Origin of the sequence: Pseudomonas sp. WS 5078, assembly GCF_012985745.1 — a bacterium.
In the GTDB taxonomy this organism is placed as follows: Bacteria; Pseudomonadota; Gammaproteobacteria; order Pseudomonadales; family Pseudomonadaceae; genus Aquipseudomonas; species Aquipseudomonas lundensis_A.
On the sequence record NZ_JAAQWX010000007.1, the window covers coordinates 136,997 to 152,060 of the forward strand.

15 protein-coding genes are annotated in these 15,064 nt (G+C 57.2%); 14 read left to right on the top strand and 1 reads right to left on the bottom strand.

Annotation, left to right across the window (positions count from 1 at the left end; translation table 11 throughout):
* Positions 1-182 precede the first annotated feature (182 nt).
* From accA to ispD, 7 genes are all read left to right on the top strand, one after another.
* Positions 183-1,130, top strand: a complete 948-nt coding sequence (accA, locus tag HBN68_RS11760; RefSeq protein WP_094992415.1) for an acetyl-CoA carboxylase carboxyl transferase subunit alpha — start codon at positions 183-185, stop codon at positions 1,128-1,130.
* A gap of 56 nt (positions 1,131-1,186) precedes the next feature.
* Positions 1,187-2,503: a tRNA lysidine(34) synthetase TilS gene (tilS, locus tag HBN68_RS11765; protein WP_169964193.1), complete on the top strand. Its 1,317-nt coding sequence runs from the start codon at positions 1,187-1,189 to the stop codon at positions 2,501-2,503.
* Between the two features lie 272 nt (positions 2,504-2,775).
* Entirely contained in the window at positions 2,776-4,407 is a 1,632-nt protein-coding gene (locus HBN68_RS11770; RefSeq protein WP_094992413.1) for a CTP synthase, read from the top strand.
* A 5-nt stretch (positions 4,408-4,412) separates the two neighbouring features.
* Complete coding sequence (gene kdsA, locus HBN68_RS11775) at positions 4,413-5,258, top strand: 3-deoxy-8-phosphooctulonate synthase (RefSeq protein ID WP_094992412.1); 846 nt, start codon at positions 4,413-4,415, stop codon at positions 5,256-5,258.
* A 153-nt stretch (positions 5,259-5,411) separates the two neighbouring features.
* Positions 5,412-6,701 (top strand): phosphopyruvate hydratase, encoded by a 1,290-nt coding sequence (eno, locus tag HBN68_RS11780; RefSeq protein ID WP_094992411.1) that lies wholly within the window; start codon positions 5,412-5,414, stop codon positions 6,699-6,701.
* Between the two features lie 168 nt (positions 6,702-6,869).
* Entirely contained in the window at positions 6,870-7,148 is a 279-nt protein-coding gene (ftsB, locus tag HBN68_RS11785; protein WP_047277176.1) for a cell division protein FtsB, read from the top strand.
* Positions 7,145-7,849, top strand: coding sequence for a 2-C-methyl-D-erythritol 4-phosphate cytidylyltransferase (ispD, locus tag HBN68_RS11790; protein WP_094992410.1), 705 nt, complete (start codon positions 7,145-7,147; stop codon positions 7,847-7,849). Before ftsB ends, ispD begins: the two co-directional genes overlap by 4 nt.
* A gap of 114 nt (positions 7,850-7,963) precedes the next feature.
* Here the strand turns inward: ispD and HBN68_RS11795 are convergent, their stop codons facing one another.
* Entirely contained in the window at positions 7,964-8,869 is a 906-nt protein-coding gene (locus tag HBN68_RS11795; protein WP_169964195.1) for a LysR substrate-binding domain-containing protein, read from the bottom strand.
* A gap of 108 nt (positions 8,870-8,977) precedes the next feature.
* Here HBN68_RS11795 and HBN68_RS11800 point away from each other — a divergent pair, with 108 nt between their 5' ends.
* The 7 genes from HBN68_RS11800 (at position 8,978) to HBN68_RS11830 (ending at position 15,026) form a co-directional block, all read left to right on the top strand.
* Complete coding sequence (locus HBN68_RS11800) at positions 8,978-10,090, top strand: S-(hydroxymethyl)glutathione dehydrogenase/class III alcohol dehydrogenase (protein WP_094992408.1); 1,113 nt, start codon at positions 8,978-8,980, stop codon at positions 10,088-10,090.
* A gap of 44 nt (positions 10,091-10,134) precedes the next feature.
* Positions 10,135-10,986: an S-formylglutathione hydrolase gene (gene fghA / locus HBN68_RS11805; protein WP_169964197.1), complete on the top strand. Its 852-nt coding sequence runs from the start codon at positions 10,135-10,137 to the stop codon at positions 10,984-10,986.
* Between the two features lie 62 nt (positions 10,987-11,048).
* On the top strand, positions 11,049-11,522 hold the full coding sequence (gene ispF / locus HBN68_RS11810; RefSeq protein WP_070412640.1) for a 2-C-methyl-D-erythritol 2,4-cyclodiphosphate synthase: 474 nt from the start codon (positions 11,049-11,051) through the stop codon (positions 11,520-11,522).
* Positions 11,519-12,577: a tRNA pseudouridine(13) synthase TruD gene (truD, locus tag HBN68_RS11815; RefSeq protein ID WP_169964199.1), complete on the top strand. Its 1,059-nt coding sequence runs from the start codon at positions 11,519-11,521 to the stop codon at positions 12,575-12,577. The genes ispF and truD overlap by 4 nt, the downstream gene beginning before the upstream one ends.
* A complete protein-coding gene (gene surE / locus HBN68_RS11820; RefSeq protein WP_094992405.1) occupies positions 12,565-13,314 on the top strand; it encodes a 5'/3'-nucleotidase SurE in 750 nt (249 codons plus the stop codon). The genes truD and surE overlap by 13 nt, the downstream gene beginning before the upstream one ends.
* Before the next feature lie 41 nt (positions 13,315-13,355).
* The gene (locus tag HBN68_RS11825) at positions 13,356-13,991 is read left to right on the top strand and encodes a protein-L-isoaspartate(D-aspartate) O-methyltransferase (RefSeq protein WP_169964272.1); all 636 of its coding nucleotides are present in this window, start codon (positions 13,356-13,358) and stop codon (positions 13,989-13,991) included.
* A gap of 207 nt (positions 13,992-14,198) precedes the next feature.
* Complete coding sequence (locus tag HBN68_RS11830) at positions 14,199-15,026, top strand: peptidoglycan DD-metalloendopeptidase family protein (RefSeq protein WP_047278248.1); 828 nt, start codon at positions 14,199-14,201, stop codon at positions 15,024-15,026.
* Positions 15,027-15,064 lie beyond the last annotated feature (38 nt).

The window sequence follows — 15,064 nt, forward strand, 5'->3', positions numbered from 1 at the left end:
GTCAGGGGCGTGAGACGCGTCCTGATCTCGACCTGAATTTTTAATCTCGACCTGAGAGCGCCTGTCCCTTAAGGTAGGCGCGATACAGATCAACCGGCTGCCCCAGTCGGGTTGAAAGTGCCAGTCAAGACTGGGCTTTCTGCCTGCTGGCATGCTTTGCCGCCGACCCAAGACGGATGCTTATGAACCCGAATTTTCTTGATTTCGAACAGCCGATTGCTGACCTGCAAGCCAAAATCGAAGAGTTGCGCCTGGTCGGTAATGACAATTCGCTGAACATCAGCGATGAAATCTCTCGCCTGCAAGACAAAAGCAAAACGCTGACTGAAGATATTTTCGGCAAGCTGACCAGTTGGCAGATCGCCCGTTTGGCCCGTCATCCGCGTCGTCCTTACACGCTGGATTACATCGACCACATCTTTACTGAGTTCGATGAGCTGCATGGCGACCGTCATTTCTCCGACGATGCTGCCATTGTGGGCGGTATCGCGCGTCTGGACGATCAGCCAGTGATGGTGATTGGTCATCAGAAAGGCCGCGAAGTGCGTGAGAAAGTTCGTCGCAACTTCGGTATGCCCCGCCCTGAAGGTTACCGTAAGGCGTGCCGTTTGATGGAGATGGCAGAGCGCTTCAAGATGCCGATCCTGACCTTCATCGACACGCCGGGCGCCTACCCGGGTATTGATGCTGAAGAGCGCAACCAGAGCGAAGCCATTGCCTGGAACCTGCGGGTCATGGCGCGCCTGAAGACCCCGATCATTTCCACTGTTATTGGTGAAGGTGGTTCGGGCGGTGCGTTGGCCATTGGCGTCTGCGATCAGTTGAACATGTTGCAGTACTCCACCTATGCTGTGATTTCGCCTGAAGGTTGCGCGTCGATTCTGTGGAAAACCGCTGAGAAAGCGCCGGATGCCGCCGAGGCGATGGGGATTACCGCTGAGCGTCTCAAAGGCCTGGGCATCGTTGATAAAGTCATCGGTGAGCCATTGGGTGGCGCGCATCGCGACCCTGTAGCCGCGTCTGCAACGATTCGCGCAGAGCTGATTTCTCAGTTGGACATGTTGAAGAAGCTGGACAACGAAACTTTGTTGCAGCGTCGTTATGACCGTTTGATGAGTTACGGTCTGTAATCAAGGCGAGACTGACAGATGCAGGGGCGATCCCGTCGCTTCTGCAGGATTGTGCGATGTCAAACCTGACAATCCAGTTGCTCGAAGCGCTCAAGCCGTGGCGCAATGCCTCGGCTTGGCGGATTGCCCTTTCCGGCGGTCTCGACTCGACTGTCCTGCTGCACCTTCTCGCTCACCTGCACCCAACCCATTCATTTCCCCCGCTGACTGCCATCCATGTTCATCACGGCCTACAGGCGGTAGCGGATACGTGGCCGGCGCACTGTCAGTTGCTGTGTGATGCCCTGAGCGTGCCGCTCACGGTTGTGCATGTTCAGGTGCCAGCAGGTGCAAGCATCGAGCGGGCGGCGCGGGAGGCACGCTATGGGGCGTTCGAGACCCTTATCCGGCCTCAGGAAGTGCTGTTCACGGGGCAGCATCGCGATGATCAGGCTGAAACCCTGCTGTTTCGGTTGTTGCGCGGTGCAGGTGTTAGCGGGCTGTCTGGCATGCCGCGTGAGCGCAGTTTGGGTCAAGGGGTATTAGGGCGTCCGTTATTGGACATTTCGCGTGCCGATCTTGAGGCTTACGCACAAGCTAACGGTCTGCATTGGGTTGAAGATCCATCCAATGAGTACATCGGTTTGTCCCGCAATTACTTGCGCCATGAAGTAATGCCTGTGCTGTCAAGGCGTTGGCCGCAGGTCACTACTACGTTGTCGCGGGCGGCTGATCATTGTGCCGAAGCGCAAGGGTTGCTGAGCGAACTCGCTGAGCAGGATCTGGCAGCTGCCGCTGTCGAGACAGCGTTTGCCTGGCTGGGTTTGCCATCTCTGACGCTTGATCCTATCGACCGTTTGTCGACTGCCCGTCAACGCAACGCTTTGCGGCATTGGCTGGCCGGTCTTACGCGATTGCCTGATACCGCGCACTGGGCCGGTTGGGAGGCGTTGCGTGATGCTGGCGTTGATGCGCGACCTGCCTGGTGTCTGGCTGACGGCGAACTGCATCGCGCTGGCGGGCGAATTTGGTGGCTATCGGGTCAATGGCTGCGTCAGCCGACTGCGCCAATCACGTGGGACCAGCCCGCTAAACCCTTGTCGTTGCCCGGGAACGGGCTGTTACGTATAGAGGGCGAGGTGCCGGAGGGACCATTGCAGGTGCGCTATCGTCAAGGCGGGGAGGTCATGTCGCTGGCCGAGCGCGGTCATCGTGACCTCAAGCGCTTGCTTAATGAACGTGGCGTGCCGCCGTTTGCCCGTGGCAGATTGCCGCTTCTGTACCAAAATGACCGGTTATTGGCAGTGGCAAACCTCGCCGGACTGGACGCTGACCCCAGTGGACACTGGCAATTGAAGTGGCTGCCAACTTCAAGCGATCAAGGTTTGAGCTGAAAGGGGCTTTCCGGTAGACTACGCTCCCTTCTTGATACAGCTTCTGTAGATTCACCGGAATTACAGAAGTTGCCGATTACCAAGCAGTCTTTGCTGGGCGATTTTAAAAAAATGTGTGGCTTGTATCGCACCGATGGTTGCCATCGGTCTGTTTCAACGCAGCAGTTTTTCGAAAGGTGCACTGTGACTAATGCTGGTGATTGGGGGCTTCGGCCTTCCTTCGCTTTCCCCGGCGGCTCTGACCGCTTTAACGCAGACTTCTAGGGTTTTTCATGACGCGCTACATCTTCGTCACGGGCGGTGTTGTTTCTTCATTGGGGAAAGGCATTGCCTCGGCTTCATTGGCAGCCATCCTGGAGGCGCGGGGACTTAAGGTCACCATGCTGAAGCTGGACCCCTACATCAACGTTGATCCGGGCACCATGAGCCCGTTCCAGCACGGTGAAGTGTTCGTCACACACGACGGCGCCGAGACCGACCTGGACTTGGGTCACTACGAGCGGTTTATCCGCACGACAATGACCCAGAACAACAACTTCACCACGGGCCGTGTTTACGAACACGTTCTGCGCAAGGAGCGCCGTGGTGATTACCTGGGTGCAACCATTCAGGTAATTCCGCACATCACTGACGAAATCAAGCGTCGAATCATCAAGGGCGCCGGCGATGCCGACGTAGCGATGGTTGAGATTGGCGGCACTGTGGGTGACATTGAGTCGCAACCGTTCCTCGAAGCTATCCGTCAGTTGCGCATCGAAGTGGGCGCCAAGCGCGCCATGCTGATGCACCTGACTCTGGTTCCGTACATCGCCACCGCTGGCGAAACGAAAACCAAACCGACCCAACACTCGGTTAAAGAATTGCGCTCCATCGGCCTGCAGCCGGACGTGCTGATCTGCCGCTCCGACCACCACGTGGATGTATCTTCGCGTCGCAAGATCGCGTTGTTCACCAACGTTGAAGAGCGCGCCGTGATTTCGCTGGAAGACGCCGACACCATCTACAAGATCCCGGGCATGCTGCACGCTCAGGGTCTGGATGATTTCGTTGTCGAGCGTTTTGGCTTGCAGTGCAACACCGCCGACCTGTCCGAGTGGGACAAGGTCGTGGATGCCAAGCTCAATCCGGAGCACGAAGTCACCATCGCGATGGTCGGCAAGTACATGGAGCTGCTGGACGCGTATAAGTCGCTGATCGAAGCGATGAGCCACGCCGGTATTTCCAACCGTACCAAGGTCAACCTGCGTTACATCGACTCCGAAGACATCGAGAACAAAGGCACTGAACTGCTGGAAGGCTGTGATGCCATCCTCGTTCCGGGCGGCTTCGGCCTGCGCGGCGTAGAAGGCAAAATCACTGCCGTTCAATATGCTCGCGAGAACAAGGTGCCTTACCTGGGTATTTGCCTGGGCATGCAAGTAGCGGTCATCGAGTTCGCACGCAACGTATTGGGCTGGAAAGACGCCAACTCCACCGAATTCGATCGCAGCAGCGGCCACCCGGTTGTCGGCTTGATCACGGAGTGGGAAGACGCCACCGGTGCAGTTGAAACCCGTACCGAGACGTCGGACCTGGGCGGCACCATGCGTCTGGGCGCGCAGGACTGCCAGCTCCAGGCTGGCTCCAAAGTGCATGATTGCTACGCCAAGGACGTGATTGTTGAACGTCACCGTCACCGTTACGAAGTGAACAACAACCTGCTGCCTCAACTGATCGAAGCAGGCCTGAAAGTCACCGGTCGCTCCGGCGATGGTGCGTTGGTAGAAGTGGTAGAAGCGCCGGATCATCCATGGTTCGTGGCTTGCCAGTTCCACCCTGAGTTCACCTCGACACCACGTGATGGCCACCCACTGTTCAGCGGTTTCGTCAAAGCCGCTTTGGCGCAACACGAGAAGAAGGCGTAAACAGCATGGCGCAAAAGATTATTCGCGTAGGCAATATCGAAATTGCCAACGACAAGCCTATGGTCTTGTTCGGTGGCATGAACGTGCTGGAAAGCCGTGATATGGCCATGCAGGTGTGCGAAGAGTACGTACGTGTTACCGAAAAGCTCGGTATCCCTTATGTGTTCAAGGCCAGCTTCGACAAGGCTAACCGCTCATCTGTCAGCTCTTACCGTGGCCCAGGCCTGGAAGAGGGCATGCGGATTTTCCAGGACATCAAGCAAGCATTTGGTGTGCCGCTGATCACCGACGTCCACGAGCCTGCGCAAGCAGCCGTGGTCGCCGAAGTGTGCGACATCATTCAGTTGCCCGCTTTCCTGTCGCGCCAGACTGATCTGGTCGTGGCCATGGCCAAGACCGGCGCCGTGATCAACATCAAAAAAGCCCAGTTTCTCGCACCTCAGGAAATGAAACACATCCTGAGCAAATGCGAAGAAGCGGGCAACGATCAGTTGATCCTCTGTGAGCGGGGTTCCAGCTTCGGCTACAACAACCTTGTGGTCGACATGCTGGGCTTCGGCATCATGAAGCAATTTGAATACCCGGTATTCTTCGACGTGACCCACGCGCTGCAAATGCCTGGTGGTCGCGCCGATTCTGCTGGCGGTCGCCGCGCCCAAGTGACTGATCTGGCCAAGGCCGGCATCAGTCAAAGCCTGGCAGGCCTGTTCCTGGAAGCACACCCGGACCCTGACAACGCCAAGTGCGACGGCCCTTGTGCCTTGCGCCTGGACAAGCTTGAGCCTTTCCTGGCTCAACTGAAGGCTCTGGATGAGTTGGTTAAGAGTTTTCCGACAATAGAAACCGCTTAACCTTCGATTCTCCGGTAAAGTACCGCACGATTTCTCGGGCCTCAGGGCCCGAGCCTTATCGTCTGCAAGGCTGCCTGTTATTCGACCCTTGCCGACGATGACCAGATTTCCCTCAGCTGCGTCGTTTTCGTCAACTTTGGAGTATTTACAACAATGGCAAAAATCGTCGACATCAAAGGTCGTGAAGTTCTCGACTCCCGTGGCAATCCCACTGTGGAAGCGGACGTGCTTCTCGACAACGGCATCATCGGCAGCGCATGCGCGCCGTCCGGTGCTTCTACCGGTTCCCGTGAGGCATTGGAGCTGCGTGATGGCGACAAGAGCCGTTACCTGGGCAAGGGCGTGCTGAAAGCCGTTGCCAACATTAACGGCCCTATTCGTGATTTGCTGCTGGGTAAAGACCCGGTTGACCAAAAGGCGCTCGACCACGCGATGATCGCGCTGGACGGTACCGAAAACAAAGGCTCGTTGGGTGCCAACGCTATCCTCGCCGTGTCCCTGGCTGCCGCCAAGGCCGCCGCACAAGACCAGGACCTGCCGCTGTACGCCCACATCGCCAACCTGAACGGTACACCGGGTGTTTACTCGATGCCGGTTCCGATGATGAACATCATCAACGGTGGTGAGCACGCCGATAACAACGTCGACATTCAAGAGTTCATGGTTCAGCCAGTAGGCGCCAAGACCTTCTCCGACGCGTTGCGCATGGGCACCGAGATCTTCCATCACCTCAAAGCTGTGCTCAAGGCCCGTGGCCTGAACACCGCCGTGGGCGACGAAGGGGGGTTCGCGCCAAACCTTGCCTCCAACGAAGATGCCTTGAAAGTCATCTCTGAAGCTATCGCCAATGCCGGCTACACCTTGGGCACCGACGTGACGCTGGCACTGGACTGTGCGGCTAGCGAGTTCTATGAAGACGGCAAGTACAACCTGTCGGGTGAAGGTCAAGTCTTCAACTCCGAAGGCTTCGCTGAATACCTCAAGGGCCTGACGCAGCGTTACCCGATTATTTCCATCGAAGACGGTCTGGACGAGTCTGACTGGGATGGTTGGAAAATCCTGACCGATAAAATCGGCGAGAAAGTACAGCTGGTAGGTGACGATCTGTTCGTGACCAACACCAAGATCCTGAAAGAAGGCATCGATAAAAAGATCGCCAACTCGATCCTGATCAAGTTCAACCAGATCGGCACACTGACCGAAACCCTGGAAGCCATCCAGATGGCCAAGGCAGCTGGTTACACGGCTGTGATCTCGCACCGTTCTGGCGAAACTGAAGACTCCACGATTGCCGATCTGGCAGTGGGTACGTCGGCTGGCCAGATCAAAACTGGCTCCCTGTGCCGCTCTGATCGCGTTTCCAAGTACAACCAATTGCTGCGTATCGAAGAGCAGTTGGGGGCGAAAGCCACGTACAACGGCCGTGGCGAGTTTCGCGGCTAAGCGGTAAGTGATAAAAAGACAGCAGATTGTGTAGGAAGGCTCGCCAGCGCGAGTGGTTTGACACTAATCTGGTGGCTACACGTACAAGCCTGGTTCGTCCAGGCTTTGTACTATTCGTGGTTTAGGTTTGTCGGCATGGCTGTCTTTTCACTGGATACCTGATATTCGATGCGCAGTCCCAATTGGTTGTTCCTTATCTTGCTCTTGCTGCTGGCTGGCCTACAGTATCGCCTGTGGGTGGGGAATGGCAGTTTGGCGCAGGTTACCGACCTGACCCAGCAAATCGCCGATCAGCGTGCTGAAAACGAAATTTTGCTTGAGCGCAACCGCGTGCTGGATGCGGAAGTGTCAGAGCTGAAAAAAGGCATGGAAACCGTTGAAGAACGGGCACGCCATGAGTTGGGCATGGTCAAGGAGGGCGAAACCCTCTATCAGCTGGCCCAATGAGCAGTACCTCGCCGGCCTTTTGGGCCGTGATTCCTGCCGCGGGCGTAGGAGCCCGAATGGCCGCGGACCGTCCCAAGCAATACTTGCAGTTGGGCGGACGCAGTATTCTCGAACACAGCCTTGGCTGTTTTCTCGATCACCCCGGTCTTCTGGGGCTGGTAGTCAGTGTCGCCTGCGATGATCCTTTCTGGCCGGGTTTACCTTGTGCGGTTGATCCACGTGTCGTGCGGGTGGACGGCGGTCGTGAGCGTGCAGACTCGGTGTTAAATGCGCTGCTGCATTTGCATGCTCAAGGGGCCACTGACGATGACTGGGTATTGGTGCACGATGCGGCACGGCCCAATCTGGCCCGAGAGGACTTGGACAGACTGCTCAGTGAGCTGTCGGATGATCCAGTCGGTGGTTTACTCGCCGTCCCGGCGCGCGACACCCTAAAACGGGTCGACAAACATGGTCGTGTCGTCGAAACCGTCGATCGCCAGCTCATCTGGCAAGCCTATACACCGCAAATGTTCCGCCTCGGTGCACTGCACCGTGCGCTGGCCGATAGCCTTGTGGCCGATGCCAACATCACCGATGAGTCTTCTGCGATGGAGTGGGCAGGCTTGTCCCCGCGTTTGATTGAAGGGCGTTCCGACAACATCAAGGTCACCCGCCCTGAAGACCTTGAGTGGCTGCGATTGCGTTGGTCCAACCGCTAAGGCCTGATCGTCGCGCCCAGGCCGTTGTTGCCAGGGCGCAAAGGTGGCAATCATTGCCTGATGATGTTCAATCCTTGTCCCTCGAAGCATGTCTGCCCACGGGTGGGTGTAAGCTCACTGCTGGCTGGTTGAGTATTCTTCGCGCTCGGCCAACGCTGTTTTCAGATAATCCACCAACTGCCTGACTTTGGGCGACAAGTGCCGCTGCTGTGGGTAGAGGGCCCAGACTGCCGTATTGGGCGGTTGATGCGACTCCAGCAAAGACACCAGCGCGCCGCTTTTTAAATGTTCCAGCACGTAATAGTCGGGCAACTGACACAGCCCTACGCCCATCAGCGCCGCATCCAGCACCGCCTGCCCACTGTTACAACGCCAGTTGCCTTGCACGCGCTGCGAAAACTCCCGACCGTCTTGTTGCAATTGCCAGAGGTCCGAACTGCCAATCAAACAATTGTGCCGGCCCAGTTCCGACACGCTGTGGGGGCGCCCGTAATGTTCCAGATAGGAAGGGGAGCCGCACAGGTACATGCGCCGTGGAGCCAGGCGGGTGGCTACCAAACTTGAGTCCTGCAAGCGGCCCAGCCGGATCGCAAGGTCCAGGCTTTCGTGCACCAGGTCCAGTGGACGGTTACTCAGTTCGATGTCCACCCGCAATTGTGGGTACAGGGCCATGAACCGCGTCACCAGCGGCACGATAAAGCGTTCGCCATATGCGACGGCGCACGTCATACGCAGCAATCCTTTTGGTTCGCCGGCGAGGTCGCCTATCGCACGTAATGCTTCTTCGCGTCCATCCTGCAACCGCTGGCAATGTTGCAGGAATGTCTGCCCGGCTTCGGTCAGCGTCACGCGCCGGGTGCTGCGGTAGAACAATCGGGTCTGCAACCGTTCCTCCAGCCGTGCTACCTGACGGCTGATATGGGAAGACGAAACCCCGAGACGTTCGGCAGCTGCTGTGAATTGACCGCATTCCGCGACGGCTACAAATTCGTCTATACCTTCCCAGCGGTTCTCGTTCATGGAGGATTGTCCCTGCCTGGCAATAATGTTTTGCTTTTGGCTGGATTATTAATCAGTCAGCGCTGATTTACACTCCATGTCTTGTTTTTACTTTGCTGGAGACGATCGATGATCAAGTCACGTGCTGCCGTAGCCTTTGAGGCCAAAAAGCCGCTGGAAATCGTGGAAGTGGATGTTGCCATGCCCAAGGCAGGCGAAGTGCTGGTGCGGGTTGTGGCGTCGGGCGTTTGCCACACCGATGCGTACACCTTGTCGGGTGCAGACCCGGAAGGCATTTTTCCGTCGATTCTGGGCCACGAAGGCGGCGCAATCGTTGAAGCCATCGGTGAGGGTGTTACATCGGTAGCCGTAGGCGATCACGTCATCCCGCTGTACACCCCGGAGTGCCGTCAATGTAAGTTCTGCCTGTCGGGCAAGACCAACTTGTGTCAGGCGATTCGCTCGACTCAGGGCAAAGGCCTGATGCCTGATGGCACTACCCGCTTCTCCTACAAGGGTCAGCCCATTTTTCACTACATGGGCACGTCCACATTTTCTGAGTACACCGTGTTGCCGGAAATCTCGGTGGCCAAAATCTCCAAGGATGCTCCGCTTGAAAAAGTCTGCCTCCTCGGCTGTGGCGTGACGACGGGCATCGGTGCCGTTATTAATACGGCCAAGGTCAAACCCGGCGATACCGTCGCTATTTTCGGTCTGGGCGGGATTGGTTTGTCAGCAATCATTGGTGCTGTGAAAGCCAAGGCTTCGCGGATTATTGCGATTGATATCAACCCGGCCAAATTTGAAATTGCCAAGCAGTTGGGCGCCACTGAATGCGTCAATCCAAAAGACTTTGATCGTCCAATCCAGGACGTCATTGTGGATATGACGGACGGTGGCGTGGATTTCTCCTTTGAATGCATCGGTAATGTGCAATTGATGCGTGCGGCACTTGAATGCTGTCACAAGGGGTGGGGCGAGTCGGTGATCATTGGCGTGGCGGGTGCCGGGCAAGAAATCTCCACCCGTCCGTTCCAACTGGTGACCGGCCGCGTCTGGCGTGGTTCTGCCTTTGGTGGCGTGCGCGGACGTACTGAGTTGCCGAGCTATGTCGACATGGCACAAAGCGGTGAGATCCCGCTGGATACCTTCATCACCCATACCATGGGGCTGGAAGACATCAATAAGGCTTTCGACCTGATGCATGAAGGTAAAAGCATCCGTACGGTCATCCATTTCTAATCGGCAGCGGCCAGCCTCACGCAATTGGGGCTGGCGGCCTGGAGTTGTCCATGACACTGGAAAATATTTCCTGCCAGAAAAGCTTCGGTGGCTGGCACAAGCGCTACCGGCATCGTTCGCAGGTGCTCGGGTGTGACATGGTGTTTGCCGTGTATTTGCCACCCCAAGCCGAGCAGGGGGCGACATTGCCTGTGCTGTACTGGTTGTCGGGGCTGACCTGTACCGACGAGAACTTCATGCACAAAGCGGGTGCCATGAAAATGGCGGCTGAGCTGGGTTTGATCCTTGTGGCGCCGGACACCAGCCCCCGCGGCGACGGTGTGCCCGGTGACCCGAACGGTGCGTGGGACTTTGGTCTGGGCGCGGGGTTTTATCTGAACGCTACCCAGCAACCTTGGGCTCAGCATTATCAGATGCATGATTACGTTGTGAAGGAGTTGCCCGCGTTGGTTGAAGCGCATTTCCCCGCTTCCCAGCGACGCGGGATTAGCGGCCATTCGATGGGCGGTCACGGTGCTCTGGTTTGCGCACTGCGTAATCCTGGGCGTTATCAGTCCGTTTCGGCGTTTGCGCCCATCAGCAATCCGATGGATTGTCCTTGGGGGCAAAAAGCGTTTTCTTATTATCTGGGCGAAGAACGTTCGCGCTGGCGTGAGTGGGATGCCAGTGCGCTGTTGGCTCAGGCGCGTGAGAAGTTGCCGCTGTTGGTTGATCAGGGGGACAGGGATGACTTCCTGACTGTCCAGCTCAAACCTGACGTGCTGCAAAAGGCTGCTGAACTGGCCGATTACCCGCTGACGTTGCGCGTGCAGCCGGGCTACGACCATAGCTATTTCTTTATCGCCAGTTTCATTGATGATCACCTGCGCCATCACGCCAACGCACTGGGTGCCTAATAGCGCCCAAGGCGGGCCAAAGTAGGTAGAATCACGCCCTGACTTAATCGGGGCGTTTTTTTATGCGTATTGGCCACGGCTATGATGTGCACTGTTTCGCTGAAGGCGACTTTATTACCTTGGGCGGTGTGCGAATCCCACATAAATTTGGCCTTTTGGCTCACTCTGATGGCGACGTGCTGCTGCACGCGCTCAGTGATGCATTGCTGGGGGCTGCGGCACTGGGCGACATCGGCAAGCACTTCCCGGACACCGACCCTACCTTCAAAGGGGCTGACAGCCGTGTCCTGCTGCGTCACGTGGTAGGCCTTATCCACGCCAAAGGCTGGAAGGTCGGCAATGTCGACAACACCATCATTGCTCAGGCGCCAAAAATGGCACCGCATATTGAAACGATGCGCGCGCGGATTGCCGCGGATCTAGAGGTTGATTTGGACCAGGTAAACGTAAAAGCCACCACCACTGAAAAGCTTGGCTTTGTCGGTCGTGAGGAAGGCATTGCCGTGCATTCGATCGCATTGTTGGTTCGCGCATGAATGAACGTGATCTGTTGGGCCCGCGTGCTTATGGCGACGCATTGGGTACGGCTGTGCTCAAAGCCACGGCTGACGATTTTCAGGTCGATGAAGTGCTGGATATTCCCCTGTCCGGGGATGGCGAGCATTTATGGCTGTGGGTCGAAAAGCGGGGGCTGAATACTGAAGAGGCCGCGCGCCGGATTGCCAAGGCCGCTGGCGTGCCCTTGCGTACGGTCAGTTATGCCGGGCTTAAGGATCGTCAGGCGCTAACCCGCCAGTGGTTTAGCGTTCAGTTACCGGGCAAGGCTGATCCGGATCTGTCTTCGGCTGAAAATGACACGCTGAAAATCCTCAAGACTTCGCGTCACAAGCGTAAGTTGCAGCGCGGAGCCCACGCGGCAAACGGCTTCACGTTGCGTCTGACTCAACTGGCGGGTGACAAGGACGCGCTGCAGCAGCGTCTGGAGCTGATTGCCCGCCAGGGTATTCCCAATTATTTCGGCACTCAGCGTTTTGGCTGGCAGGGCGGCAATTTGGGGGAGGCGCGTGAATACGCCGCCCGCAAGGCCTTGCCCGAACAGCGCAATGTGCGTTCACGGCTGCTGTCGACAGCCCGCAGTTATCTGTTCAATCAAGTATTGGCCGCTCGCGTTGCCGACGGAACGTGGCAAAAAGCGCAAGTGGGCGACCTCTTGGCCTTTACCGACAGCCGGAGTTTCTTTCCCGCCGGTGAGGCTGAGTGCAGCGATCCGCGTCTGGCCATTTTGGACTTGCACCCTACCGGGCCGCAGTGGGGCGAGGGTGATTCTCCTACCCGGGGCGCACCCTATGAACTGGAACAGTCGATTGCCGAGCGTGAAGCTGATCTGCGCGATTGGCTGGTCCGTGCGGGCATGAGTCACGAACGACGCATTCTGCGGCTGCCCATTGGCCGGTTGACGTGGCATTATCCAGAGCCTGACATTCTGCAACTGGAATTTGTACTGCCGGCCGGATGCTTCGCCACTGTTCTGGTGCGCGAACTTGTTGATCTGGTGCCGTTGGGTCAAACGGACAGCCTATGCGTATTCTGATTTCTAACGATGATGGGGTGAGTGCCCCGGGCCTTGCAGCGCTTCACGCTGCACTGGCCGATTATGCCGAGTGCGTGGTGATTGCGCCCGACCAGGATAAAAGTGGTGCTAGCAGTTCGCTGACGCTTGACCGTCCGCTGCACCCGCATACCTTGGCCAATGGGTTTGTCAGCATTAATGGCACACCGACCGATTGCGTTCATCTGGGCATTCACGGTCTGCTGGACCCGCAACCCGATATGGTGGTTTCCGGGATCAACCTTGGGGCCAATCTTGGGGATGATGTGCTGTATTCGGGAACCGTCGCAGCCGCGCTGGAAGGACGGTTTCTGCAACGGCCGTCGTTCGCATTTTCATTTGTGTCGCGTCAGCTGGAGAACTTGCCGACGGCTGCTTACTACGCTCGCAAGCTGGTGCAAGCCCATGACCAATTGGTCCTGCCGCCGCGAACTGTGCTCAACGTGAATATTCCCAACTTGCCGTTGGACAAGATTCGCGGTATCCAGCTCACGCGTCTGGGGCACCGGGCGCGAGCAGCGGCGCCGGTGCATGTTGTCGATCCTCGTGGCAAGGCCGGGTACTGGATTGCTGCCGCGGGCGATGTTGAAGATGGCGGACCGGGGACGGACTTTCATGCGGTCATGCAAGGTTATGTGTCGATTACGCCGTTGCAGCTTGATCGCACGTTTGGCGAGGCATTCCAATGCCTCGATGGTTGGCTTGAGGGCTTGGGTTGATGGGGCGTGAACAGAGTGGCCTGATGCATCGCGGTATTGGCATGACTTCCGAGCGTACTCGTGAGCGGCTGATTCAGCGCCTGGTTGACGAAGGTATCGTCAACCAACACGTGCTTGAGGTTATTCGTCGCACCCCGCGTCACCTGTTTGTGGACGAAGCGCTGGCGCACCGGGCTTACGAAGACACCGCATTACCGATCGGCAACAACCAAACGATTTCCCAGCCGTATATGGTGGCGCGCATGAGCGAGCTGCTGCTTGAAGACGGCCCGCTGGACAAGGTCATGGAGATCGGCACCGGCTCCGGTTATCAAACGGCAGTACTTTCGCAACTGGTTGAACGCATCTTCTCGGTCGAACGCATCAAGGTGCTTCAGGACCGTGCCAAAGAGCGCTTGCAGGCGCTCAACTTGCGCAATGTTGTGTTTCGCTGGGGCGATGGCTGGGAAGGCTGGCCAGCGCTGGCGCCTTACAACGGCATTATCGTAACGGCTGTTGCAACCGATGTTCCCCAGGCGTTGCTGGATCAGTTGGCACCGGGCGGCCGTCTGGTGATCCCGGTGGGTGCGGGTGAGGTGCAACAACTGATGTTAATTGTGCGCGAGGAGCATGGTTTTGCGCGTCGCGTTATCGGTAATGTGCGTTTTGTACCGCTTTTGAATGGCCCGTTGGCCTGACCCTCATTCATCTGCGCTGAATTATAGGGGCAGGCGGGGGTCATATAGCCCGACGCCAAGGCTCTGTTTAGCCTTACACGCGCTTTATACGGCGTGTTTAAGCGTCGGCTTTACTGTCTGTAATAGCTGCGTTGCCAGTTATACTTGCGCCACATTTCGGCCGGTACTGGCCATCTAATATTTAGCCACCATCAAAGGGAGCGGCGGGTGAGTCTCACAGTCATTGCGCAGCGTATGAGAACCAATAGCTATCACAGACTGGTGGTCGGTTTACTTCTGAGTGCCACGCTTGCCTTGCTGGCGGCCTGTTCCAGTTCGCCAAAAAACGGCGTGCGTGTTGTCGACCGTAATGGGGTGGCCCAGCGTCCGGCCGTGACCACCGGGCAATACGTGGTCCGGCGTGGCGACACCCTGTTCTCCATTGCGTTTCGGTACGGGTGGGACTGGAAGGCGCTGGCTGCCCGTAACAACATCGGGGCACCCTTTACGATCGTGCCGGGGCAAACCATCCGCTTTGACGGACGAGCCGGCACCCGTCCGACAGCTGTCGCGACCAGTACTGTCACCTCGCCTTCATCGGGCAGTAAAACCACTGTCATCAAGCGCCAGGCCACAGCAACAAAGACCGCGGTCGCCCCGGCGCCATTGCCTGCCGGGCCTGCTCCCAAAGGGTGGGGCTGGCCTGCGAACGGTATTTTGATCGGTAAATTTTCTTCAAACGGTAGTTTGAATAAAGGTATTGATATCGCCGGAGATTTGGGACAGCCTGTTTTAGCTGCGTCGGATGGCTCAGTGGTTTACGCCGGGAGTGGATTAAGGGGCTACGGCGAATTAGTCATCATTAAACACAGCGATACCTATGTCAGTGCCTACGGTCATAATCGCAGGCTTTTGGTTCGGGAGGGGCAACAGGTCAAGGTTGGTCAGACAATTGCCGAAATGGGGTCAACGGGTACAGACCGGGTGAAACTTCACTTTGAGATTCGCCGACAAGGTAAGCCTGTAGATCCACTGCAATTCCTGCCGCGCCGTTGATCAGTTTCCAGCCCGTTCCTTGATGTAGTAAAGGAATG